Raw genomic sequence first — 23,141 nt, forward strand, 5'->3', positions numbered from 1 at the left:
AATGATAGATGTTATTTATTGGTCGAGCTGTGGATACTGGTCGCGCCAGTGTTCTAATTGCTCTTGGGCATGAATAAATTTCCCCAGACCTTTAACGCTGTCTGGTGCACTCTCCGATGCAGCTGAAGCTGGTTGCTGGGCATGCAGCTGGGCCTGATGATCCCAATATTCATACATCAGGCCCTGAATATAGCGGCCTTGTTCGGTCTTTAAATCCAGTTCTTTCAGCATATTCAGAGCCGACTGGATATTGTCACCTTGCCGGCTTCGTGCAAAGCCATCATCCAGCGTACCTTGCTGCTGCATTTGCATCAGTTCAACTTCCATGTCTTCACTCATCTGGCCAAAGCGCTGTTCATAGTCGGTTAACAACTGCAGGTCATGCAAGTCCTGCTCGGTTTTCGGGAAGTCGCGCACCGGCTCACTTTTTAGTTCTTGTAGCACCTGATCTTCGGCGCTTAATTCCTGCTTTGGTTCTGGTGACGGATTACGCTCGCAGGCGCTCAGCAGCAGTGCACTGCCAAGCAGACAGGCCAGAGATAAAGGTTTGATCAGATTGGACATGACAGGTTCATCCTTATTGTTCTGTAATTTTTGTAAAGCTATACACATGGGTCAGGTAGGGAAAGTCAATTTGTTGCTGCGGCTGTTTGCCTGTATATTGCAGCACCATCTGCTCGAACTGCTGTTTCAGCTGCTGTTGCTGGTGTTCAGGCAGCGCAGCAATAAAACTGGTAGAAAGCAGGCGTTTTGATACCACCTGTTCAACTGTACCGCTTTGCCATTGCTGAAAAGTAGCTTCTGCGTTAGCGTTAAAGCCGGTTGCAGCTGAAAAGACCTGTCGCCATTGGCCGCTATGAAAACGCGGGGTATCGCCTTCCAGCGGTGCTATATGCTCGGCCAGTGCCTTGACCCAGTCGATGCGGGTGTCACGCTGATTCCAGATCAGCAACAGCTGGCCACCCGGTTTCAGCACCCGGTAAATTTCGTTCAGGGTTTCAAGATTGGCAAACCAGTGAAAGGACTGCGCGCAGCAGACGGCATCGACACTGGCATCAGGCAGCGGCAGGGCATGACTATAGGCTTGAATGCTTTGCACATCAGGATAGTGTTGCTGTAGTTGTGCCAGCATTTCGGCCACCGGCTCAACAGCAATCACATGCGGGCTAAGCTGTTGCAGAATCGGCAGGAATTTACCGGTACCGGCACCTAGGTCGACACAGACCGGTGCAGCATCAGATTTAAGCTGGTTTTTTAACCATGCAACCAGCGCTTGTGGATAACTTGGTCGGACCTGTTGATAAAGTTTGGCGGCTGTGGAAAAGCCTTGTTCTGCTGCAGGATGGAGGAATTGTGTCATATTTTGCGCTTTTTTATCTGCCGGGCATCTATAAAATAACATATTCGCTTTTTAGTCGTCGGCATACGGTCTATTTGTTATTTTGAATCTTGATAGAGGGCTGTGCAGCTCTGGTGTGGGAATGGATAAACACATAATTTTTGAAGACGATCATATCCGCGTCATCTGGATGCCCGGTCATTCAGAGGCGCTGATTTTTTCTTTTGGCGATTTAATTACCCGCGCCAAAGGCCTGACCATTAATGCTGAAAAGTCATTGAGCAAACACGGCTATAATGTGGTTGGCATCATGCCAAAGGAGAAATCCTGGTTTCCCGAACAGTCGATGCGCACGATGCTGAATGAAATTGCCGCCACCATTGCGCCGTTTCAGCAGCGTATTGGCTATGGCGGTTCGATGGGTGGTTATGCGGCCATCAAATATTCCAACCTGCTTGATTTGCAACGTGTGGTGGCACTGGTGCCGCAATATTCGATTGATCCGGAAGATATTCTGGACACGCGCTACAATATGTTCTTCCATCCGCAGCACAATGCTGACATGCGTATTCAGCCCCAAGATGTTTCGGCTGAGCGCGAATATATCGTGATTTATGATCCGCACTATGCCGAAGACCGCGCCCAGTATTTAAAACTGCAGGCGGTACTGCCTTCGCTGCAGACCCTGCATTTACCGTTTACCGGACATGATGCGATTGCGGTGCTGGCCAGTTCCGATTTGCTCAATGATTTTCTTAGCCATCCTTTTGATCCGGCACATTTTTACCAGAAGATGCGTCAGGTCAAAAAGAACAGCAAGTTCTACTATCGCAAGCTGATTGAAAACCTGTTGCCACGGCACAAACATGCGCTGGGGCAAATCCTGAAAAATAACGAACTGCAACTGGACAGCGGCTTTTTTGATGTCAAGCTCAAGCAGAACCTGATTCGCTCGCTGCTCAGCAATAAACAGGTCGATCAGCATGACCTGCATAAACTCGGGATTCAGTTTAACCTGCCGCAGGAAAGCCGCCGCCAGCTGATGGACTGTTTTGGCCATGGGCTGGTATTTAATGTCATTAGCCAGAAGATCGAAAGCTATGCTGCCAGTGCTGTGGCCTTAAACCATAAATTCCTGATTCCGATTTATGCCAAGGGCAATGGACTGGTACAAATCTGGCTGAATGACCAGCGTTATATTGTGGCCATGAATGATCGTCAGGTCATGAAACTGTTTCAGGAACAGGATGAGCTCAGCGCCGGTATGCACCCCATCGTGATTAAAAAATACAGCGATTATTATGTGCTGAGTTATAAACAGCTGAATTTAAGTAGTGATGAATTTGGCGGCAATGAATTTGTCGATGATAGCCCGGAAAGTGCCAAATTTGTGACCCAGCCCGAAGTGGTGCTGTAAGCCAAAACTGCACTGACCCCGAAGTCCTTGTTTTATTTTATATTCAGGCTAAGATGAAGATGGATGTAAAACAACCAGTGGATAAAAGTAGGGTAGTGTTATGACCATTCGACCTCTGTCTGTTGTGCTACTGAGCCTGCTGGGTTGGGCTGTTCCGTCCGTTGCTTCGGCACAAACGGTGCATTATTCAGCCTATATGGTGTTCGGCAGTGGCCTGTTATTGGTATTGGCTTTAACCATTTATGTCATTCGGCAAATCCGCTTTTCTTTACGCAATTATCACAGCAAGCGCCCATGAACTCATGGGCGTTTTTTTGTGGGCATCCCATTTTTGAACTGACGCGCAGCGCTACAAGTGTGCTTTAATTTCTTCACGCCATGATGAGAGGATGCACCACATGAACGCCATATTTCTGGATTTTGCCTCGCTGGATCAGGATGATTTACAGCTAGAAGACTTAAACGCTGTCTTTCAGCAGCAGTTAACGCTGTATCCAACCACTTCGCCTGCAGAGCTGCTGCCACGGGTGCAATCTGCCGAGGTGATTATCAGCAATAAAGTCTTGCTGGATGCCGCGACATTACAGCAATGCCCGCAGCTTAAACTGATCCTGATTTCAGCCACCGGTACCAATAATGTCGATTTGGAACAGGCACGCCGCCAGGGTGTGGTGGTGTGTAACTGTCAGGGTTATGGCACGGCCGCAGTGGCGCAACATACCTTAATGCTGATGTTAAATCTGGCTACTTCTTTTGTGCGTTATCATCAGGCGGTGCAACAGGGCCAGTGGCAGCGTTCTAGCCAGTTCTGTCTGCTGGATTATCCAATTGTCGAGCTGGCTGGAAAAACGCTGGGCATTGTCGGTTATGGTGAGTTGGGGCAGGCGGTGGCTAAACTGGCCGAAGCCTTCGGCATACAGGTCAAAATTGCTGCTCTTGCCAACCGGCTACAATCTGCATCGCGGGTGCCTTTTGCCGAGCTGTTACCGCAGGTGGATTTTTTAAGCCTGCATTGTCCACTGACCGAAGATACCCGGGATTTAATCGGGCCGGCTGAGTTTGCTGCCATGAAACATAGCGCGTTTTTAATTAACTGTGCCCGTGGTGGTATTGTCAATGAAGCGGCGCTGGCCGAAGCCTTACAGTCCGGACAAATTGCCGGTGCGGCGATGGATGTGCTGAGTGTCGAGCCACCCAAGCAGGGCAATATCCTGTTAGACCCAGCCATTCCCAATTTAATTTTAACCCCGCATAGTGCATGGGGCAGTGTAGATGCGCGGCAGCGGATTGTGCAGCAAATGGTAGAAAACGTGATCGCGTTTCAGCAGGGCCAACCGATCCGTCAGGTCAATTAAGCAGATATCAAGCAATAAAAAATACGGACGCATTCAGGTCCGTATTTTTGGGTGGAATGAAAAGGCGAGTGATGATGAGGCTCTCGCTCACTCCCGTCTTAAAGTTCGGTCACGGCATAGCTGGTGGCCCCTGAACCGGTTTCAGCAGGTACTGATGCCGCCGGTTGAGCGGTATCTGGCTGACTCAAGCTGCCCTGTACAATTGGTACCGGCTGTTGCGGTGCGCCGCCTAAAGCTTCTTTGGTGTCCTGAATTTTCTGGTTGGCCTGTTGCGTGGTGTTGCTGGTTAAGGTTTTGGTATTTTCCCAGGCCTGATGCACCGAAGGCCGTACTTTTTGCACACCTTTTTCTGCCACTTCACCAACCCGATCTGCCGCGTTTAAAACACCTTGCTGTGCTTTATAGGCCCAGACATGCAGTAAATTCGGATTATCGGCATACGGCTGAATCGGGGCTTGGAGCTTGGTGCTGTTATTCGCTTCTGCTGGTGGAGTTTGTGCCCAGACTGCAGTGCCCATGAGCATAAGGCCAACAGCCAATACGGATTTCATTTTATGCATAATCATGACCCCTGCTAAAAGAGAATGGAAAGCCTAAGCCTAAACTGAAGGCATGAAGAAATCATGAAGATTCCTGTTACTGTGTTGAGCATCTGCTGAATTGTCTTGAAACTCAACCACAAAATTAAAAAAGCCCGCAGGGTTGCAGGCTTGGTTCTCTCATTTTGATTATTGTGCAGCGCCAACCGCGGTATGGGTTTTACTGCTGACTTTGGCTTTGGCCACAGGCGTATCGACATCAACCTGCGCATTGCTGTGCAATTGTACCTGTGCCGATTTCTGTTTCAGGCTGTTTTTGGTTTTTTCCGTACGATCTGCGGCATGTTCACGGGCTGCTGCGGCTTTCTTGGCGGCAGACTGTTTCAGTTCGCTTGAGCGTTCATAGGCCGCCTGTTTTAAATCTGCGGCTTTTTCTTTGCCGGCTTCGGCTTTTTCATTGCTGAACTGTTTGGTGTTTTGCCAGGTGTTCTGGGTCGTGGTTTTTACGCTATGTAATCCTTGACCGACATGCTCGCCTGCGCTGTGTAAGGTCTGCTGCGTACCTTGCACTACATTATTTAAAAGTCCACCAGCCTGTGGCGTCTGCACAGCTGCCGATGCGTTGACATTGGCCTGAAGTGCGGGCGCGGCATACAGTGAAGATGTCGCGAGTAGGGCGCTGCTCATGAATATTGTTGTGAGAGTTTTCTTCATAGGATTTTCCTTGCATGTGTGCCACAGACGCAATGCTGTGAGCGGTGCCTATCTTAAGGAGAAAAATATGCGCCGATATGCTTTATGCAAAAACATCCACAATCTTGCTACAACTGCTTAACAATTCAGGCATTTTTGTACACCGGGGATTGGCTGCGAAGTCTTATACCAGTTGGTATAGCAGATATAATTTGAATGATGAAAAATCTATTTATTTTTCGGGTTATTTTTATTTTTTCTAGGAAATGTGGAAAAGCACCATACCTTTTGCAGGCATGATGCTTGAATTTTTAGTTACATTGCGCCAGTGCATCTTTATGGAAATGATCGCGCAGGGTCAGGAAGTTTTTCTGTACCGTGGCATCATGCAGGTCAAAATTATGGGCGGTGCTGGTGCCATCTTGGGCAAAGGTAGCTGAACCGGCTGAAATGAGGGTGTTGCCTTTAAATGCCCATTGTTCAATTGAGCGGCCGGCTTTGAGCTGCCCTCTAAATTCAATCACGCATTTATCAATAAACTTGGTCAGTTTGGCCGAGTTATGCGTGGTGTCTGGATAGACCTCAAGATTTTGGACTTCTTGTAATACCCCCGCTTGTAGTTGTGGAATGACTGGCGCAGAGGTACATGCACCCAGAGAAAGGCAAGTTAGACCAGATAAAATTAAAGTTTTAAGTTTCATAAGCTTCTTTCTTGTTGAGTGTTTTCAGTTTGAGTATAGGGAATATGGAAGGAAAAGCCTATAGGTATGACCTATAGAATAGTGGTACTTAAGAGAAGGAGGAGAGAATTAACTGTAAAGTGAGTAGTGGCGTGTTTGTAAGGTCAGTAATTGAGGTTTTAAATGATTTAAATCTTCATTGAGGCCTACACGTTTTGCCAGAGGGTCAACTAATCTTCTTGTATCATGAGTGCTCGGCAATGGAACGACATTCAAGGCTTGGGAGAGTGCTTTAAGTTGTTGGCGTCTAGAAACACTTGAGCATGAGTATCTGCGGAATTTTTCTAATAGAAAAAACAGTCGGCGCTTTTCTAAGGGGTTTAAACTGGAACTCACAGCAGGTAGTAGTTCTGAATATAATAATGCTTCAGCAACGGGTTTAACCTGCTCGAATGTTGCAGAATTCAATGGCTGCTTTAATAGTGCTTTTAAAGCATGCTCAAATTCCAGCTGATTCATTGTGTCAATCTCCCAGGTCTGAAAGAAGCGAAATCATATATTGAATATTAGAATCTAATTGCTCAGGTGTAACGTAATAGTCTTTAGCATTATTTGCTATTTCTTTGAACTGCTCAAGCGAAAACTTGTTTCTTGCATATAATGCTTGAATATCTTCGATGTCTCTGTCAGACAAGCGTGCCAATTTAGAAACAGCCAAATCTACGCCAGATACGAGATAGACCTCTACGATACTTTCAGCGGTTAAGGGGATAACTCGTTCCCTGTAATCAGGATCGATGGAGGCAAGGCTGGTATTAAATCCACTGTCAAATTCTAAATTTGTTTCAAGATTATTATGATCCAGATATTCAATATCATTATTTTCTAGAAATAAGAAAATATCTTCTTTTTTTAATTAGCTGATCGATTGGATTTCAGCATCAATATCATTGCTACCTCGAGCATTGGTGTGGATGTGAAACGCACAGCCACCAAAAATAAATGTCTTAACGGCACCATGAGGAAGATATTGATGATTCATTGAAATCCAATCCTCAAGCTCTTGAAAGAGCTTGAGGATTGCAAGGGTGATAGGTGAGTCGTTATAAATACTCATCTTTAGTGTTGAAGCACCGAAATATCCGCCACTTTGGTAAATAAGGCGCGAAGCTGAGCAAGCAAGCGTAAACGGTTTGCTTTTAATTCAGCATCATCCGCCATCACCATCACGCCATCAAAGAATGCATCCACTGACGCACGAAGAGCAGCTAATGCAGACAACGCAGCAGTGTAGTCTTTAGCAGCAAATAAAGGCTCAACCACTGGCGTGATTTTCGCAAGTTCAGCGAACAATGCTTTTTCAGCATCTTCAACCAAGTTTGCTTCAACTACCTGACCTTCGGGTGCAGCTTCTTTAGCTAAGATATTCGCAACACGCTTGTTCGCAGCAGCAAGAGCAGCAGCTTCAGGCAAGGCACGGAAGTGATTCACTGCATTGACACGCTTGTCAAAATCAAGAGGAGATTTTGGAGACAACGCTTGAACGGCTTGAATTACATCAACAGCAACGCCTTGGTCTTCGTATTTCGCACGGTAACGACCTTCAAGGAATGCAACAGCATCATTTAGCGTCTTATCATGATCTTTCAATACATCGCCATAAGCAGCAAGAGCAAGTTTGATGAGGTCTTCAATCGACACATCAAGCTCATTTTCAGTCACGAGACGTAAGATACCAATCGCAGAACGACGTAGTGCAAACGGGTCTTTAGAACCTGTAGGCGCTTGACCAATACCGAAAATACCAGTCAAAGTATCTAAACGGTCTGCAAGTGCAATCGTTGTACCTGTCTTAGTTTTCGGTAAAACGTCACCTGCGAATTTAGGTAAATACTGCTCACCTAAAGACTCAGCAACTTCGTCATTTTCGCCTTCAAGACGTGCGTAGTAAGTACCCGCGATGCCTTGAAGTTCTGGGAATTCACCCACAAGTTCAGAGGTTAAGTCGCATTTCGCAAGAAGTGCCGCTTTTTCAGCATCAGCCGCATTTGCACCTGTAATTGGCGCTAAAGCTACAGCGAGTTTTGCAATACGTTCAGACTTATTCCAAAGCGTACCCAATTCTGCTTGGAAGACCATGTTCGCTAATTTCTCTTTACGAGAAGCAAGCGGTTGTTTTTGGTCTTGTAAGAAGAAGAATTCAGCATCCGACAAACGTGGACGAACAACTTTCTCGTTACCTTCAATAATTTGTGTCGGGTCTTTTGACTCAATGTTTGACACAGTAATGAAGTACGGTTGCAGTTTATTGTCCGCATTTACTAAGCAGAAGTACTTTTGGTTGTCCTGCATGGTGGTGATAAGTGCTTCTTGAGGAACTGCAAGGAAGCGTTCTTCAAAACTGGCACGAAGCGCAACAGGCCATTCAACCAGTGCAGTCACTTCATCACGAAGATCCGCAGGCACAATCGCGATCGCATTCACTTCATCAGCCAATGCTTTGACTTGTTGATCAATGATGGCTTGACGCTCTTCAAAAGATGCAACAACATGCGCTGCTTTTAACTTTGCAAGATATTCATCTGCATGAGCAAGTGTGATTGCTTCAGGTGCATGGAAACGATGACCGTAAGTCACATTACCCGCTTTGTGGTCTTGAATGGTTGCATCAACCACATCATTGTCTTTTAACAACACCACCCATTTTACAGGACGAACGAATTCGGTACGGCTTGCCGCAGAACGCATGCGTTTTGCAATTGGAAGGTTATCCAAAGCATTTTGTAAAATTTGTGGCAGTAAAACGTCAAGGCTTTGACCTTTCACGTCTTTCAAATAACAAACTTTTTCAACTTTACCGGCTTGGAAAGTAGAAACTTGATCAACGGTAATGCCTTGACCGCGCATAAAGCCTTCAAGCGCTTTGGTCGGGTTACCTTCAGCATCAAAAGCGGCCTGTTTCGCAGGGCCGTCAAAACGCTTTTGCGTGTCTGCTTGCGCGCCATCAACGTTGACAATTTTTAATGCCAAACGACGTGGTGCTGCATACGCTTCGATAGAATCGAATGCAAGACCCGCATCTTTTAAGCCTTTAACCGTTTCAGCTTGCAAAGCATCACGTAATTTTTTCAGGCTTTTTGGTGGAAGTTCTTCACAGCCTAATTCGAACAATACTGTATGTTTAGACATTATTTGCTCTCCTTAGATTCAACTTTTGCTTCCGCTTCAACTTGTGCTTTTAACTGCGCTAAAACTTCATCACGAAGCTCAGGCTCTGCCATTGGGAAACCAAGTTCAGCACGTGCTGCTACATAGCTGGTTGCAATAGAACGTGCCAATGTACGTACACGTAAGATATAACGCTGACGTTCAGTCACAGAGATTGCGCCACGTGCATCAAGCAGGTTAAAGCTATGCGATGCTTTCACCACTTGCTCATAGGCAGGAAGTGGCAGTTTCGCTTCGATTAAACGCGTTGCTTCAGCTTCGTAGAAATCGAACAGTTCGAACATCTTGTCGACAGGCGCATATTCGAAGTTATAGGTCGATTGTTCTACTTCATTTTGATGGAACACATCGCCATAGGTCACTGTACCGAACTGGCCTTTGGTCCAAACTAGATCGTAAACTGAATCAACACCTTGCAAGTACATTGCCAGACGCTCTAAACCGTAAGTGATTTCGCCTGTTACCGGGTAGCATTCAACACCACCAACTTGCTGGAAGTACGTGAACTGAGTCACTTCCATACCGTTCAGCCAAACTTCCCAACCTAAGCCCCAAGCACCCAGTGTTGGAGATTCCCAGTTGTCTTCCACAAAACGGATGTCGTGAACTAAAGGATCAATACCGATGGCTTTTAAAGAATCCAGATAAAGCTGCTGGATATTGTCCGGGTTTGGCTTCAATACCACCTGGAATTGGTAGTAGTGTTGCAAACGGTTCGGGTTTTCACCATAACGGCCATCTTTCGGACGGCGTGATGGCTGAACATAAGCCGCGTTCCAGGTTTCAGGACCTAGCGCACGAAGGAATGTTGCAGTGTGGAATGTCCCTGCACCCATTTCCATGTCGTAAGGTTGCAACACGACGCAGCCTTGCTCCGCCCAGTAATTTTGTAAGGCAAGAATTAAGCCTTGGAAAGTATCAATATGCGATATGGCGCGACTCATGGTCATCCACTTAAAATTAGAGAAAAATTGTGCTCAATTATAAGGATTTTGGCGGGAGGTAGCAAAGGTTATCCATACAATGCTGGCGCTTTGATCAGGAAGCGAAGCCTAACCGAAAAATCGTCGTAAAAAATCAGTAGAGAAACCGGCGTTAGATTGATCCGTCTATCCACAAAAACCGGATTTTGGTCTGTAGGATTCGGGGAAAACCCAGCATTGTCATTTCAGTCATTTTTCTCAAAGATCGGTTTCATCTGGTGTATACAGCGCAATCATCTGCGCTGAACGGTGTGTACGCAAAAACGATGTTTTTAAAATGAAGAGCTTATCAATTTTTTCTAAAAAGAGGATGATTCAGTGTGCCTATACTGATATACATCTCAACAGAAAAATTCATAATTATAAGATATAGAATGAATACATCTTATAAGCTGCTTCATTTTATAATGGCGGCCGTCGCCAAAATCACAAAGGATTCCCGTGTTTCATCCGCAATCTGAATGGTTAGAAATCTTAAAACCCAATTTCAAATTACTGCCGCTGAAAGAACGTCTGTTGTGCGGATTGGGTGCTTTGCTGGGCTTGAGTCTATCTTCACTGATCAGCTTATGGATTTTGGGCGATATTAATGCCTGGTATATCGCGCCGATGGGTGCGTCGTCAGTATTGTTGTTTGCGGTGCCGGCCAGTCCGCTGGCACAGCCGTGGAATATGGTGATCGGCAATACTATTGCCGGCATTATTGGTGTGACCTGTGCGCTGTATATTCCGAATCTGACCGAAGCCTTTAGTGTGGCGGTGGCCTTATCTATTATTTTAATGATGTCGACCGATTCGCTGCATCCACCGAGTGGTGCTGTGGCGATTACCGCAGTATTGGGCGGTGAGGCGGTCAGTGAACTGGGCTATCTATTTATCTTTTATCCGGTGCTGTTAAATTCGCTGTTATTGCTGTTGGTGGCAATGATGTTTAACCGACTGACTGGCAAGCAATATCCACACAAGGCCCAGCTGAACCTGCGTTCGCAAGACCCGACCCCGACCCAGAAAGTCACCATTCAGCCGCAAGATATTCATCATGTGCTGGAGCATCAGACCGAGCTGCTGGACATTAGTGAATATGACTTGCAGAAAATTATTCTGGAAGCGCAATATCAGGCCAATGCGCGTATGCAGGATGAAAACGTGCAGGAATGGCGCTGTGAAGATATCATGACCCATGATGTGATTACCTTGCAGCAGGATGATGATATCCAGCTCGCGCTAGACAAGTTCAAGCAGGTCAATTTAATGAGCTTGCCGGTGGTAAATGCCGAGCAGCAACTGGTCGGCACATTGGCACTGTATGAAGTGGTGGAATGGTTTAAACATGCTACCGATGTGCGGATGTCATGGCAGCATCAGGTCAAACACATTATGAACCGCAAGGTGGTGACGGTAAAACCACATCAGAGTATTGCCGATCTGGTCCCGTATTTTGTAGAACGTTCGTTTAACTATATTCCAGTGGTGGAACAGCAGCAGCTGGTCGGGATTATTAGCCGCGCCGATATGATTGCCGCCATGAACCAGCGTCTGATCTGGCTACGCAGCAAAACTACGGAAAGTTAAAGCCAGAAAAAAGAAGCTACGGTAATAGGGGGCCACCGTAGCTTTAAACTGTGCAAGAAAAATGAAGATTAACGGTAACTGTTCTGATCTTCATGAATGGTACGTACCGGATTGCGATAGCCATTCACGTGTTCAATTTCAGCTTTCTTTTTCGGCATCACCAGCCACAGTACCAAGTACACCAGAATACCCGGGAAGGCGGCACTCATAATGGATACCAACACAAAAATAATGCGGAGTAAATTTGCATTCCAACCAAAACGTTCAGCAATACCACCCATTACACCTGCAATCATGTTTGAGCGGTTAGAGCGGTATAAACCAACATTGGCCATTGAGGTCTCCTTAAAAAATAAAATGGTGAGTCAATCAACAACTCATAAAATAAAAATGGCGACCTATTTCCGTTTTTAAAGGGTCAATGCGCTATAAATCGTTAATTTATGTAAATAAAATGACACGGTATAAATATTGCGCTTTAAAATCTTGAAACAGGTCTACAAAAACTGTAGATTTGGGTGAAAATTCATATAATTTCAATAGCTTCGCTGTGTGCCCATCAACCTGATGCAAAGGCATACGGTGGCTATTTTTATTGATACCCGGGAGACACCATATTGGCTGTGCATTGTTCGAAATGGTTATGGGGAATCTGTTGCCTGTCTTTGGCCGCTTGTGACCCGACGTTTAACAGTCAAGAAGGAGAGGAGGCACAGCCGTTTACACCCGTGGCAGACCTGCAGGTGACAGAAGGTGTGCCAAGTAAACGCCTGAGTGAAGTGGCTGGCCAACCGGTATTTCCATCTGCAAAAGATGCCGATAAAGCCGTGGTGCCGGAAGCGGCCTTGGCCTATGTCGGCCGGTATCAGGTAAAAATTAGCTGTGAAGATGCCTATGTCAAATGTGAGACCGGTACAGTCGATTTTATTCTGACTTTATTGCCCGATGGCACCGCACATCGTTCCATCGTCTATCTGGGCCGGGTCATGGCCGGTGCACAAATGAATTATCATCTGGATTACTGGATGTATGATGAAACCGCACACCAGATTATTGTGCATCGCAGTAATGGGGTGGAAATTTTTTATGATATTGATGACACGCAGAATCTACGCATGGATTTAGAAAAAATTGCCACAGTATCGACGGTAAATCAGCAGTATTTTTCCCGTAATCCTTTACCGGCATATGCTTATTATCTGGAAAAGTCGGCCGATTAAAAAAGCAGATTGAGCGTTCTTTCATCCACATTAATATTGAGGTTGTAGCGCAGATACGATGCAGCCCAGCATATAAATGTGCAATGCAGAGTAGGGAAGCGAAGATATTTATTTTGGAAGATAAATGGTGGGTCGTCCGCGACTCGAACGCGGGACCAACGGATTAAAAGTCCGCTGCTCTACCAACTGAGCTAACGACCCTGAGGAATAAAAAATAAGCTGCTTATTTTTTAAGATGCAAGAACTGGAGTTTTTGCAGAGTTCCTAAGGAAAGATGGTGGGTCGTCCGCGACTCGAACGCGGGACCAACGGATTAAAAGTCCGCTGCTCTACCAACTGAGCTAACGACCCATCTTAGGCTTTCAAATGAGTGGTGGGTCGTCCGCGACTCGAACGCGGGACCAACGGATTAAAAGTCCGCTGCTCTACCAACTGAGCTAACGACCCATATCATTTGATGGAGCGTATTGTAGCAAGATCTCGTTTGAGCGCAAGTAAAAAATAAAAAAGTTGTCTATGTTTGATTATAAATGAAACAAATTCATGCTAGGGAATCAAAAAATAGACAACTTTGGGCTTAGAAGCGGTATTGATAGGTTTGAATCTGCTCGAAAATTTCCGGGGTTAGATCAGTATAAGCCGCTGCACCGGGCAGCAACACCAGCAAACGATCCGTGGTAGCTGCCGGATTAAATGCCTGTTCTTTGAGCTTGTTTTTCTGGTATTTAAAAGTACCGGTGGTTTCGACTTGGGTCTGAATCCGTAAAAATACGGGAACCGCATAGCCGGGCAGGGCCTGTTTAAACTGGCTCACCATCTGCTGCAGGTCATGTTCATCCAGTGTTGCATCGGCATTTAAGGTAATGGCCGCCATTCCGGCCCGACCATTGGTTTCTGGAATTTCTACGCCGTAGACCACCGCTTCGGCAATTTTGTCATAATCACAGAGTATATTTTCCACTTCGGTGGTGGAGACATTCTCGCCTTTCCAGCGGAAGGTATCCCCGAGGCGGTCAACAAACTGGGCATGACGGAAGCCGATATTTCGTACCAGATCACCGGTATTAAAGTATTGATCGCCACGCTGGAAAACGCCTTTTAAAATCACCGCCTTGTTTTTTTCCGGATCAGTATAGCCATCAAACGGCGAACGGCGGGTAATTTTGCCAATCAATAAACCAACTTCACCTTTTTTGACTTTCTGGCACCAGCCGCGCGCATCCCGGACCGGTTCATTTTTTTCTTTATCGAAAGCCACAATCGCATAAGGGGTTGGAGAAAAGCCAACGGTATTGTCAAAGTTAAAGATGTTGCTAAAGCCGACATTGCCTTCACTGGAGGCATACAGCTCCAGAATTTCTTCAATGCCAAAGCGTTGCTTAAACTTGTTCCAGATATTCGGGCGCATGCCGTTCCCAATCATTTTGGTAACACGATGGCCCTGATCCAGCGCAGATGGCGGTGCATCCATCAGGTAGCGGCACAGCTCGCCGACATAACCAATGGCAGAGGCATTAAATTTCTGTACATCTTTCCAGAAGCTGGAGGTGGAATATTTACGTCGAATTGCCAGGGTTGCGCTACCGGCAATTACGCCGCACCAGCACACCACAATACCAGTGGCATGATACAGCGGCAGGGTCACATACATGACATCTTTTGGATTCAGATTCAGTACATGGCCGTAGGTGCCGTAAGCCAGGGTCCAGCGGCTATGGGTGAACACCACGGCTTTCGGCAGGCCGGTGGTTCCCGAGGTATAGATATAAAACAGGCCATCTTTGCCCTGGACGGAATGCGTGGTCGGCGGATTGAATTTCGGGAAATGGTCGATCTTTTCGGCCAGATTATTAAAGCCGTTCGGAGCTTTGCCGGCATCGCGCTGGGTTTCCTGATCGGCAAACCAGTCCAGACGATCTGCCGGTAAATCCAGCGCCTGACGAATCTCCTCTACCGCAGCACGGCATTCTTCGCCAACAATTAGCGCGACCGGTTTGACCAGATTGATGCTATGGGTCAGCACCTTGCCGACCTGTGAGGTGTTTACCAGTGCAATGGTGACGCCAATTTTGGCCAGACCGATGACAGTCGCGATCAGTTCCGGGCGGTTTTCCAGCATTACCGCAATCACATCGCCTTTGCGTGCGCCTTGTGACAGATAATAGTGGGCAATCTGGTTGGCCCATTCATTCAGGGCTTTGTAGCTAAAGCGCTGCTCTTCAAACATTAAAGCCAGACCATGCGGATTACGTTTGACCGCTTTTTCAAAGGCAATGCCCAGACCGGCAGGGGTGGATGGCGTTCGTAAATAGGCTTGACTCAGACCCTGAATAAGATTCGGGACTTTGCCGATAAACTTTGGAATTTTGGCGGCGACATCGGCCAGACCAATAAGATCATGTTGTGTTGTATGGCTCATATGAATCCTATTTATTCTCGACATCCAATCTGTAGTTCTAGCGCATGAATATTGCACTTTAAGGTTTTAATCGTTTCGTTGTAGTGTAATCAACCTAATCTGACAAATTAACAAAAAAAATCCAGCCACCGAAATGACTGGATTTTTTTATTCACCTGCAAAAAAGCAAATTATGACTCAGTTGAGGTGTTGGCTTTCTTTGGTGGACGGCCACGTGGACGACGCGGACGTGCCGGTTTTTCTTTCTCGGCCTTGTCTGCTGCGGCTTCTGGAGCTTCAGCTTCTGCATTTGCCGGTGCTTCGCTGGCATCTGCTGCATCAACTGGCAGTTCAGCCTGTACTGGTTGCGCTGCTTCAGCTTTCGCTGTTTCTTTAGCCGGTGCTTCGGCTGCAGCGCTTTCTTCAGTCGCCACTTCAGTTTCAGTCGCAGTGGTTTCAGCCGCTGGTGCTGCTTCAGTTGCTGCTGGCTCGGCAGTCGCTTCTACAGGTGCTGCTGTGCTGCTTGCAGCAGTGGCTTCTGTTGCTTCAGCTGCTTGAGCGTCCGCCGCAGTTTCTGCTGGTGCATCGTTAGCGGGTGCTTTTTCTGCTTCGTCGGCATGGGCCTGTTTGGCCTGTTCCAGCGCCTGTTCGGCAGCAAGTTTGGCTAAACGACGACGCTCACGCGGATCATTGGCCACACGTTTGACTGGCGCTGGTGGAGTCAGGTCCAGCACAGGAGCAGGTTCTGCTTCTGGCTCAGCTTTGCTGACTTCAACATCACGGGTCACAGGCTGCTTTTGGCTTTCTGCCGCAGGTGCTTGAGCGACCAGGCTGGCTGCATATTGTTCAGTGAACTTTTGCAGGGCGCGGTTAAAGGTTGGGATTAAACCAAACTGCTCAATCAGTACCGAGCAATCTTCACCATACACATGACGGATCAGGCTGCCTACCGTGTACTGCTGCAAGGCTGGAACCTGAGATGGTGACAGCTTTGGCGGCTGGTTTTGTTGCGCACGACCTTCACGTTGCTGGCGACGACGCTGACGCGGATCGTTGCTGGCGCGTTTCACCGGTTGCGATTTGTGCTCTTCAGCCACAATTGCCGCAGGTGCCACTTCTTCTTTTGGTACTGGTGCTTCTTCTACTGCTTCAGTGCTGGTCGCAACCGGAAGTTCAGCAGTTGCTGCAGGTGCAGCGGCTGCGTTCTGGTTTAGCGCGACAATTTCACTTTGTGCAGCATCAACATTCACCACCAGAGCAGTTGGCATCACGTCCTGACGTGGTGCATCCACCAGGTCCACTTTCAGGCCTTGTGCTTCAGCGGCTGGTGCTGCTGTAGCTGCTGCCGGTGCAGCCGTGTCATTCAGCACGCTGGCATCGCGGTGGCGATTTGGACGCTCTGGACGTTGCTGGTTACGACGGTCACGACGTGGCACAGCATCTTGCTGTTGCGCTTCGTTTTGCGTCTGTTCATTGTTGTTGTGCTGACGGCGGGAGTTGCGTTTGTTTTCACGCGCTTCCTGACGTTGCTCCTGACGTGACAGCTGCACCACTTCTTCGTGTACCTGATGCTGTGCTGGGCTGTTGTCATTCTGGCTGTTTTGCTCGCGCGGCTCTTTGTGCTTGCTGCGCTTTTTGTTGTTGTGACGTGATGATTTTTCTTCACGTTCAGCCGGTTTTTCAGCGTGATCACGCTCATGCTTGGCCACAGTTGATGGGGCAAGATAAGCATTGCTGGTTGCTGCTGCTGGTGCAGCCACAGGCGCCGCAGCTGCAATCTGACCGAACTGGCCACGGCTAACTGCGCCATTATTGACCATTTGCTCAATCGCTGCAGCCGCATTGTTGGCGCTACGTGACTGATCAACCGTGTTGGCCTGTTTTTGCACAAACAGGTTTTCTAACCATGCACATGGGCTAGCACTTGGTGCAGCGGCAGCAGGGGCCACTTGTGCAGGCGCAGCGGCTTGAGCTTTGGCTGGACGCTTCTGTTCCTTTTGCGGTGCTGCAGGCGCAGCTGCATGCTGAGCGTGCTGTTCTTCTTCTAAATGCCATTCAGAGGCTTCATAACCTAGTTCCTGTTCGCTTAAGCGGGTGGCTGCTGTGCGTTCATAGCTGGTTGGGGCAAAGCCTTCCGGATTGTAAGAGATTTCGTAATGTGGGGTTTCTAAATGCGGGTGCGGCAATACCGTTACACGTACATTTGAGGTTTGTTCAAGGTAAACCAGGCTGTGACGCTTTTCATTCAATAAGAATGCTGCAATTTCAACCGGTACTTCAACCTGAACTTCACCATGACGCTCACGTAGCGCAATCTCTTCCACTTTACGCATAATCGACAGTGAGAGAGAACGTAAGTCACGTACCATGCCGGTACCATGACAACGTGGGCAAACATAACCGGTCGCTTCTTCTAAAGATGGACGTAAGCGCTGACGGCTCATCTCCATTAAACCAAAGCGTGACAATTGACCAAACTGGATACGCGCGCGGTCGCTTTGCGTTGCTTCACGCAGCTTGGCTTCCACCATACGCTGGTTACGGTCTTTGGTCATGTCGATAAAGTCGATTACTACCAGACCACCGATGTCACGTAAACGTAACTGGCGTGCAATTTCTTCAGCAGCTTCCAGGTTGGTGTTTAGTGCGGTATCTTCAACGTCCTGACCACGAGTTGATTTTGCCGAGTTAATGTCGATTGACACCAATGCTTCGGTTTGGTCAATCACGATTGAACCACCTGAAGGCAGTTTGACTTCGCGTTCATAGGCGGTTTGAATCTGGCTTTCGATACCGAAATGCGCGAACAGTGGTTCATTTAGGGTATAGGTTTTTAACTTGTCGAGCTGACGTGGCATCACCGCTTTTACGAAGTTATAAGCTTCGTTATAGGCCTGTTCTGAGTCAATCAGGATTTCAGCCACATCATCACGCAGGTAGTCACGAATGGCACGCGTGACGACACCGGCTTCCTGATGCACCAGCATTGGCGATGGACCAGAACTTGAGGTGCTTTGAATTTGCGCCCACAGATCTAGCAGATGCTGTAAATCAAGTTGTAATTCTTCTTGAGAACGACCAATACCGGCAGTACGTACAATCACGCTCATACCGCGTGGCACGTTTAAAGAGGCCAGCATTTCTTTCAGTTCTTCACGCACTGAACCGGAAATCTGACGGCTGATACCACCCCCTTTCGGGTTGTTTGGCATCAGGACCAGGTAACGGCCCGCCAGTGAAATAAAGGTCGACAGGGCAGCACCTTTGTTGCCGCGCTCTTCTTTTTCTACCTGAACCAGCAGTTCGGTGCCTTCAGTAATCAGTTCGCGAATATTTGAAGTTTGACGAGGATCGGCCTTGTAGTAAGAGTTGGCAATTTCGCGCATCGACAGGAAACCTTGACGACCGGCACCATACTCAACAAATACAGCTTCTAAAGATGGCTCTACGCGAGTCACATGACCTTTATAGATATTTGATTTTTTTTGTTCACGGGTACGATTTTCTAAATCAAAATCGTAAAGACGCTGACCAGTGACAAGTGCAACGCGAATTTCTTCAGCATGTGTTGCATTAATCAACATACGTTTCATGGGTGTAACACCTTATAGTGATACACAGCAAAACATCGCTCTATACGTAGCGAGCATCAAACATCACGGATCATGGTTCAGATCTCAAATACAGCGGTCTGAACGTTTCTCTACCGGCCTGATAATCGGGTTTCGGTGGATGATTCACGTATTGATGATGTCAATACGGCTTCAATCTTTAAACGATTAAAGTCACCTGGTCGTTTCACTGGCGGACGAGCGGTACATTGGATGTGAGTAACTTTCACTGTCACATTGCTCAAAGATCATCCCTTCTTTTAGTCGAGTGTCTTGATACGGAATTATCGTCGTATCTTTACAATTTGTGCAGATCCAATGTATCAACGCTGTAGCCTGAATGCGACATCAGGGAACGACTAGTCTGATGTGTATCAGTTTACGTTTAAAAACCAACTTGAGGTTGGCGACATATTTTTTCAGGCAAACTGATTTATGTACCTTAAGTACAATTAAACGCAACAGTTTGCAGTTTTGCCGATATAATAAGCCTTCGGCGTCGGCATAATTCTTTTGGGACCTTTACGTGTTTAGTGGAGTGTTTGATTGAATAATCAACTTCAGTAAAAACCGAAATGACCCAACTTTTACCCACTTACGATGGTTTCCGTGCGCTGACTATATCAAACCTTGCATCATCTGCCTATGGGCTAAGCTTATGTTTCTTGTGTAAAGCATAGCCCAAGTGATCAGTTTTTAATCAATTTTAGTATTTTTTTAGGTCGTCGTAACTGTATGAATTCTACCCAACAATGGCAAAGTGTCACTTGGTTTGAAGTCGATGAGCATCAAGCGGGGCAACGGATTGACAACTTTTTGTTTAGCCGTTTAAAAGGCGTGCCCAAAAGCCGGATTTACCGTCTGATTCGTGAAGGTCAGGTGCGGGTCAATAAAAAACGGGTCAAAGCCGAAACCAAGCTGAATATTGGCGATCAGATCCGGGTTGCTCCAATCCGTTTTGAACAGAAAGATGATACCCCGGCGCCGGTGTCAGATAAAGTTGCTCAAGGCTTGCTGAACCGGGTCATCTATGAAGATGAAGGGCTGATGGTGGTGAACAAGCCATCGGGCATTGCCGTGCATGGGGGCAGTGGTGTGGCCTATGGCTTGATTGAGGGCTTGCGCGCGGCCACCGGGAAAAAATATCTGGAGCTGATTCACCGCATTGACCGCGATACTTCGGGTCTGGTGATGATTTCGAAAAAACGCAGCGTATTAAAAACCTTGCAGGACATGCTGCGTGAGCACAAAATCCGTAAAACCTATGCTGCGGTGGTGAAAGGACAGGTGACGCTGGACAAACAGCTGATTGATGCACCTCTACATCGTTATGAGCTGGCCAATGGCGAACGTCGCGTGCGTGTGTCTAAAGAAGGTAAAGAATCGAAAACCCAGTGGAATGTGCAAGAGCGCTTTATGCATGCCACACTGGTCTATGCATCGCCGCTGTCTGGACGTACCCATCAGATTCGTGTGCATGGTCTGAGTATTGGCCATCCGCTGGTGGGTGATGAAAAATACGGTCATGAAACCGAATATCGCGGGCCTAAACCACGCCGTTTATGCTTGCACGCCATGCGTCTGGAGATTCCGGGTTATCCAACCATTGAAGCACCATTGCCTGAAGATATGCAGAGTCTGGTGGCGCAGTTAAGAGCGCAGAAGGCGGATAAGGTGGTAACGCTTGCAGAAGATGATGAGTAATCTTTGGCTTTTTAATTCTCGTTCGTCTTGCTTTATTTAAGTGGGAAATTTCCCTCTTTATTAAAATTAAAGATGAGGAACATTGTTCCGAAAGGGGGAGATTAAATTTCGGAAAAATCCTCTCCCTGAGCAGCACTGCTGCGCAAGTCTCCTTCTTGCACGTCGTTTAAAGCAGTGCTTTAAACTCGTTCAGGAGAGGGAGCGTTGCGATAGTAAATGATATCTGCATCCGAAATGTGCGAAAGGCGACATGGATGTCGCCGTTGGGTAATTAATATCTGTTGTGATCTTGCAATAAAAGTTATTTTCTAATGAAGCTCTCCCTCTTTTTTAAAGGAGGGTCGGGGTGGATTTAAACCGAATCAAATCGAGGAAACCATATATGAATACAGCTGTAGAACTCATCATTTTCGACTGGGATGGCACCTTGTTTGATTCAGTCGGTCAAATTGTGGCGAGTTTACAGTTCGCTGCACAGCAGTTTCAGCAACCCTTAACCGATGAAGCAGCCAAAAGCATTATCGGTTTGGGCCTGCCTGAAGTGGCGCAGCGTTTGTTCCCGATGGTGCCGGAATTGCATGGCGAGATTTTACAGTGCTATTCCGAGCACTATGTAGCCAACTCCAAAACCGATGTCTGGTTTGATGGTGTGGCGGCGATGCTGGATGATTTACAGAATGCCGGGGTAAAACTCGCGGTGGCTACCGGTAAAAGTCGTAAAGGCCTAGATCGTGTATTGCAGCAGACTCAAAGTATGAATCTGTTTGCTGCGACCCGTGCCGCCAGTGAAACCCGCTCTAAACCGCATCCCTTAATGTTAGAAGAAATTCTGGCAGAAACCGGGGTGCGCCCTGAGCAGGCAATTATGGTCGGCGATACCTCTTATGATCTGGAAATGGCGCAGGCTATTGCCATGCCGCGTGTGGGTGTCAGCTATGGGGTACATACGGTCGAAGTGTTACAGCTGTTTCAACCGCTAAAAATTGCCGGGGATGTCAGCAGCCTGCATCAGTTCCTGTTACAGCAGGTACAAATGAAACAGGCCATCTAGGTGGGAGAGCATCTTTTCAGAAGAAGTGAACCTCTTGCCGCTTCTTCTTTTATTCAAGAGCTTATTTTCTTCCTTCTTATATTGATCTCTGCCTGGGCATGTTGCGTGATTGCAAAGTTTCGTCTTTCTTTTTCTGTTCTAGAGGCTGTATAAACACTGTGCAGCCTTATTGCCTCTAAAAGCTGCTGATAAAATCGTCTAATACCGAAGCCTTAAGCGCTGAAACTTCTCATCCAGATTTTCTTAAAAAGTGGATAGAAATACTCGGAAATCTATAGCTATCAGGGGCTTCGTGTCGGTTGAGTTGTGGCTGTGTTATAGGTTCTAGCTATTGTAAAAAATAAAATAAGTATTGGCATAAAAAGTCCATTTTTCCGATTCTAAATCAGTTTATATCTATGCGCGTTTGCTAGAGATCGGCAGCAACAGCCTGTTGCCGCTCTGATCAGTCCCCCCTATATCGGCCGATGTTCAGCTGCATGCCGGAAAATCTAGTCAACAGCATAAGCCCAATTTTTGCAGTTTAAGGAAACATTGATGTCGAATTCTGCTGTTGTTGCATCAGTTGCTCAAGCGTTAAGAGATGCTGAATTATCACAAACTGCGATTGCACCGATTCGCCCACAATTAGGCGGTGAATCTGCTGATGTAGATATCGCGTACGCAGTTCAAGAAGTAAATACCGAACGCGCGTTGAAAGAAGGCCGCCGTTTAGTAGGTCGCAAAATTGGTTTGACCTCGAAGGTAGTTCAGGCACAACTGGGTGTTGATCAGCCAGATTTCGGTATGTTGTTTGCAGATATGGCCTATGGTGATGGTGAAGCCATTCCTGCAGGTTTGCTGATTCAACCGAAAGTTGAAGCAGAAATTGCACTGGTCATTAAAGAAGATTTGACCAAAGAAAAACACACCTATGCTGACATTATCAGTGCAACTGACTACGCACTGCCAGCAGTAGAAGTGGTGGATAGCCGTATTGAAAACTGGAAAATCAGCCTGATTGACACCGTGGCAGACAACGCATCTTCAGCGGCGTTTGTACTGGGTTCTCAACCGGTAAAACTGGAAAACCTGGATCTTGTGAACTGTAAGATGGTCATGACCCGCGGTGAAGAAGTGGTTTCTCAAGGTGTGGGTAAAGCCTGTTTAGCCAACCCATTGAATGCTGCAGTCTGGCTGGCAGATGAAATGGTACGCCGTGGTCGTCCATTGTTAAAAGGCGACATCATCTTAACAGGTGCATTAGGGCCAATGGTTGTGGCGCAACCAGGCGATGAATTCAAAGTTGAAATTGAAGGCTTTGGTTCAGTTACAGCGGCATTCGCTGCTGAATAAGCCCCAACCTGATCAG

At 47.1% G+C, this 23,141-nt stretch carries 21 protein-coding genes and 3 tRNA genes; 8 read left to right on the forward strand and 16 right to left on the reverse strand.

Annotation, left to right across the window (positions count from 1 at the left end):
• Window positions 1–15 precede the first annotated feature (15 nt).
• Window positions 16–564, reverse strand: a complete 549-nt coding sequence (locus FTU86_RS07485) for a hypothetical protein (RefSeq protein WP_180048392.1) — start codon at window positions 562–564, stop codon at window positions 16–18.
• 13 nt (window positions 565–577) lie between these two features.
• Window positions 578–1,360: a class I SAM-dependent methyltransferase gene (locus tag FTU86_RS07490; protein ID WP_034598303.1), complete on the reverse strand. Its 783-nt coding sequence runs from the start codon at window positions 1,358–1,360 to the stop codon at window positions 578–580.
• A gap of 121 nt (window positions 1,361–1,481) precedes the next feature.
• Between FTU86_RS07490 and FTU86_RS07495 the strand changes: the two genes are divergently transcribed.
• The 3 genes from FTU86_RS07495 (at window position 1,482) to FTU86_RS07505 (ending at window position 4,111) form a co-directional block, all read left to right on the forward strand.
• The gene (locus tag FTU86_RS07495; RefSeq protein WP_180048391.1) at window positions 1,482–2,756 is read left to right on the forward strand and encodes a hypothetical protein; all 1,275 of its coding nucleotides are present in this window, start codon (window positions 1,482–1,484) and stop codon (window positions 2,754–2,756) included.
• 100 nt (window positions 2,757–2,856) lie between these two features.
• Window positions 2,857–3,054: a hypothetical protein gene (locus FTU86_RS07500; protein WP_168399977.1), complete on the forward strand. Its 198-nt coding sequence runs from the start codon at window positions 2,857–2,859 to the stop codon at window positions 3,052–3,054.
• Window positions 3,055–3,154: 100 nt separating this feature from the next.
• A complete protein-coding gene (locus FTU86_RS07505; RefSeq protein ID WP_180048390.1) occupies window positions 3,155–4,111 on the forward strand; it encodes a 2-hydroxyacid dehydrogenase in 957 nt (318 codons plus the stop codon).
• A gap of 98 nt (window positions 4,112–4,209) precedes the next feature.
• Here FTU86_RS07505 and FTU86_RS07510 read toward each other — a convergent pair whose 3' ends face one another.
• The 8 genes from FTU86_RS07510 to glyQ all read right to left on the reverse strand — a co-directional run bounded on the left by FTU86_RS07510 (window position 4,210) and on the right by glyQ (window position 10,195).
• Window positions 4,210–4,671, reverse strand: coding sequence for a hypothetical protein (locus FTU86_RS07510; RefSeq protein WP_228279185.1), 462 nt, complete (start codon window positions 4,669–4,671; stop codon window positions 4,210–4,212).
• A 168-nt stretch (window positions 4,672–4,839) separates the two neighbouring features.
• Entirely contained in the window at window positions 4,840–5,364 is a 525-nt protein-coding gene (locus tag FTU86_RS07515) for a hypothetical protein (protein ID WP_005181937.1), read from the reverse strand.
• 290 nt (window positions 5,365–5,654) lie between these two features.
• Window positions 5,655–6,044: a hypothetical protein gene (locus FTU86_RS07520; protein ID WP_005181941.1), complete on the reverse strand. Its 390-nt coding sequence runs from the start codon at window positions 6,042–6,044 to the stop codon at window positions 5,655–5,657.
• Window positions 6,045–6,152: 108 nt separating this feature from the next.
• Entirely contained in the window at window positions 6,153–6,542 is a 390-nt protein-coding gene (locus tag FTU86_RS07525) for a hypothetical protein (protein ID WP_005181943.1), read from the reverse strand.
• A 4-nt stretch (window positions 6,543–6,546) separates the two neighbouring features.
• Complete coding sequence (locus FTU86_RS13830; RefSeq protein WP_353934927.1) at window positions 6,547–6,924, reverse strand: DUF6036 family nucleotidyltransferase; 378 nt, start codon at window positions 6,922–6,924, stop codon at window positions 6,547–6,549.
• 15 nt (window positions 6,925–6,939) lie between these two features.
• Window positions 6,940–7,140, reverse strand: coding sequence for a hypothetical protein (locus FTU86_RS13835; RefSeq protein WP_228278525.1), 201 nt, complete (start codon window positions 7,138–7,140; stop codon window positions 6,940–6,942).
• A 2-nt stretch (window positions 7,141–7,142) separates the two neighbouring features.
• Window positions 7,143–9,212 (reverse strand): glycine--tRNA ligase subunit beta, encoded by a 2,070-nt coding sequence (glyS, locus tag FTU86_RS07535; protein ID WP_180048389.1) that lies wholly within the window; start codon window positions 9,210–9,212, stop codon window positions 7,143–7,145.
• Window positions 9,212–10,195 carry a glycine--tRNA ligase subunit alpha gene (gene glyQ, locus FTU86_RS07540; protein WP_076754854.1) on the reverse strand — a complete coding sequence of 328 codons (984 nt, stop codon included), beginning with the start codon at window positions 10,193–10,195 and terminating at the stop codon, window positions 9,212–9,214. Before glyQ ends, glyS begins: the two co-directional genes overlap by 1 nt.
• 480 nt (window positions 10,196–10,675) lie before the next feature.
• On the opposite strand from glyQ, the gene FTU86_RS07545 reads away from it, so the two are divergent.
• Complete coding sequence (locus FTU86_RS07545; RefSeq protein WP_005181952.1) at window positions 10,676–11,806, forward strand: HPP family protein; 1,131 nt, start codon at window positions 10,676–10,678, stop codon at window positions 11,804–11,806.
• 68 nt (window positions 11,807–11,874) lie between these two features.
• Here the strand turns inward: FTU86_RS07545 and FTU86_RS07550 are convergent, their stop codons facing one another.
• A complete protein-coding gene (locus tag FTU86_RS07550; RefSeq protein ID WP_005181954.1) occupies window positions 11,875–12,141 on the reverse strand; it encodes a PspC domain-containing protein in 267 nt (88 codons plus the stop codon).
• 288 nt (window positions 12,142–12,429) lie between these two features.
• On the opposite strand from FTU86_RS07550, the gene FTU86_RS07555 reads away from it, so the two are divergent.
• Entirely contained in the window at window positions 12,430–13,026 is a 597-nt protein-coding gene (locus tag FTU86_RS07555; protein ID WP_373684797.1) for a hypothetical protein, read from the forward strand.
• A 125-nt stretch (window positions 13,027–13,151) separates the two neighbouring features.
• Here the strand turns inward: FTU86_RS07555 and FTU86_RS07560 are convergent.
• The 5 genes from FTU86_RS07560 to FTU86_RS07580 form a co-directional block, all read right to left on the reverse strand.
• Window positions 13,152–13,227 (reverse strand) — tRNA-Lys (locus tag FTU86_RS07560).
• A gap of 74 nt (window positions 13,228–13,301) precedes the next feature.
• Window positions 13,302–13,377: transfer RNA gene (locus FTU86_RS07565), tRNA-Lys, on the reverse strand.
• Between the two features lie 20 nt (window positions 13,378–13,397).
• A tRNA-Lys gene (locus tag FTU86_RS07570) sits at window positions 13,398–13,473 on the reverse strand.
• A gap of 130 nt (window positions 13,474–13,603) precedes the next feature.
• Entirely contained in the window at window positions 13,604–15,445 is a 1,842-nt protein-coding gene (locus tag FTU86_RS07575) for a long-chain-acyl-CoA synthetase (RefSeq protein WP_180048387.1), read from the reverse strand.
• Between the two features lie 170 nt (window positions 15,446–15,615).
• Window positions 15,616–19,017: an Rne/Rng family ribonuclease gene (locus FTU86_RS07580; protein WP_160241649.1), complete on the reverse strand. Its 3,402-nt coding sequence runs from the start codon at window positions 19,015–19,017 to the stop codon at window positions 15,616–15,618.
• Window positions 19,018–19,770: 753 nt separating this feature from the next.
• Here FTU86_RS07580 and FTU86_RS07585 point away from each other — a divergent pair.
• From FTU86_RS07585 to FTU86_RS07595, 3 genes are all read left to right on the forward strand, one after another.
• The gene (locus tag FTU86_RS07585; RefSeq protein WP_016659606.1) at window positions 19,771–20,739 is read left to right on the forward strand and encodes an RluA family pseudouridine synthase; all 969 of its coding nucleotides are present in this window, start codon (window positions 19,771–19,773) and stop codon (window positions 20,737–20,739) included.
• A gap of 382 nt (window positions 20,740–21,121) precedes the next feature.
• On the forward strand, window positions 21,122–21,790 hold the full coding sequence (locus tag FTU86_RS07590) for an HAD-IA family hydrolase (protein ID WP_016659605.1): 669 nt from the start codon (window positions 21,122–21,124) through the stop codon (window positions 21,788–21,790).
• Window positions 21,791–22,327: 537 nt separating this feature from the next.
• Window positions 22,328–23,125, forward strand: a complete 798-nt coding sequence (locus tag FTU86_RS07595; protein WP_005181967.1) for a 2-keto-4-pentenoate hydratase — start codon at window positions 22,328–22,330, stop codon at window positions 23,123–23,125.
• The last annotated feature ends 16 nt before the right edge of the window (window positions 23,126–23,141 follow it).

The organism is Acinetobacter sp. YH12155 (assembly GCF_013418255.1).
Lineage (GTDB): Bacteria > Pseudomonadota > Gammaproteobacteria > Pseudomonadales > Moraxellaceae > Acinetobacter > Acinetobacter indicus.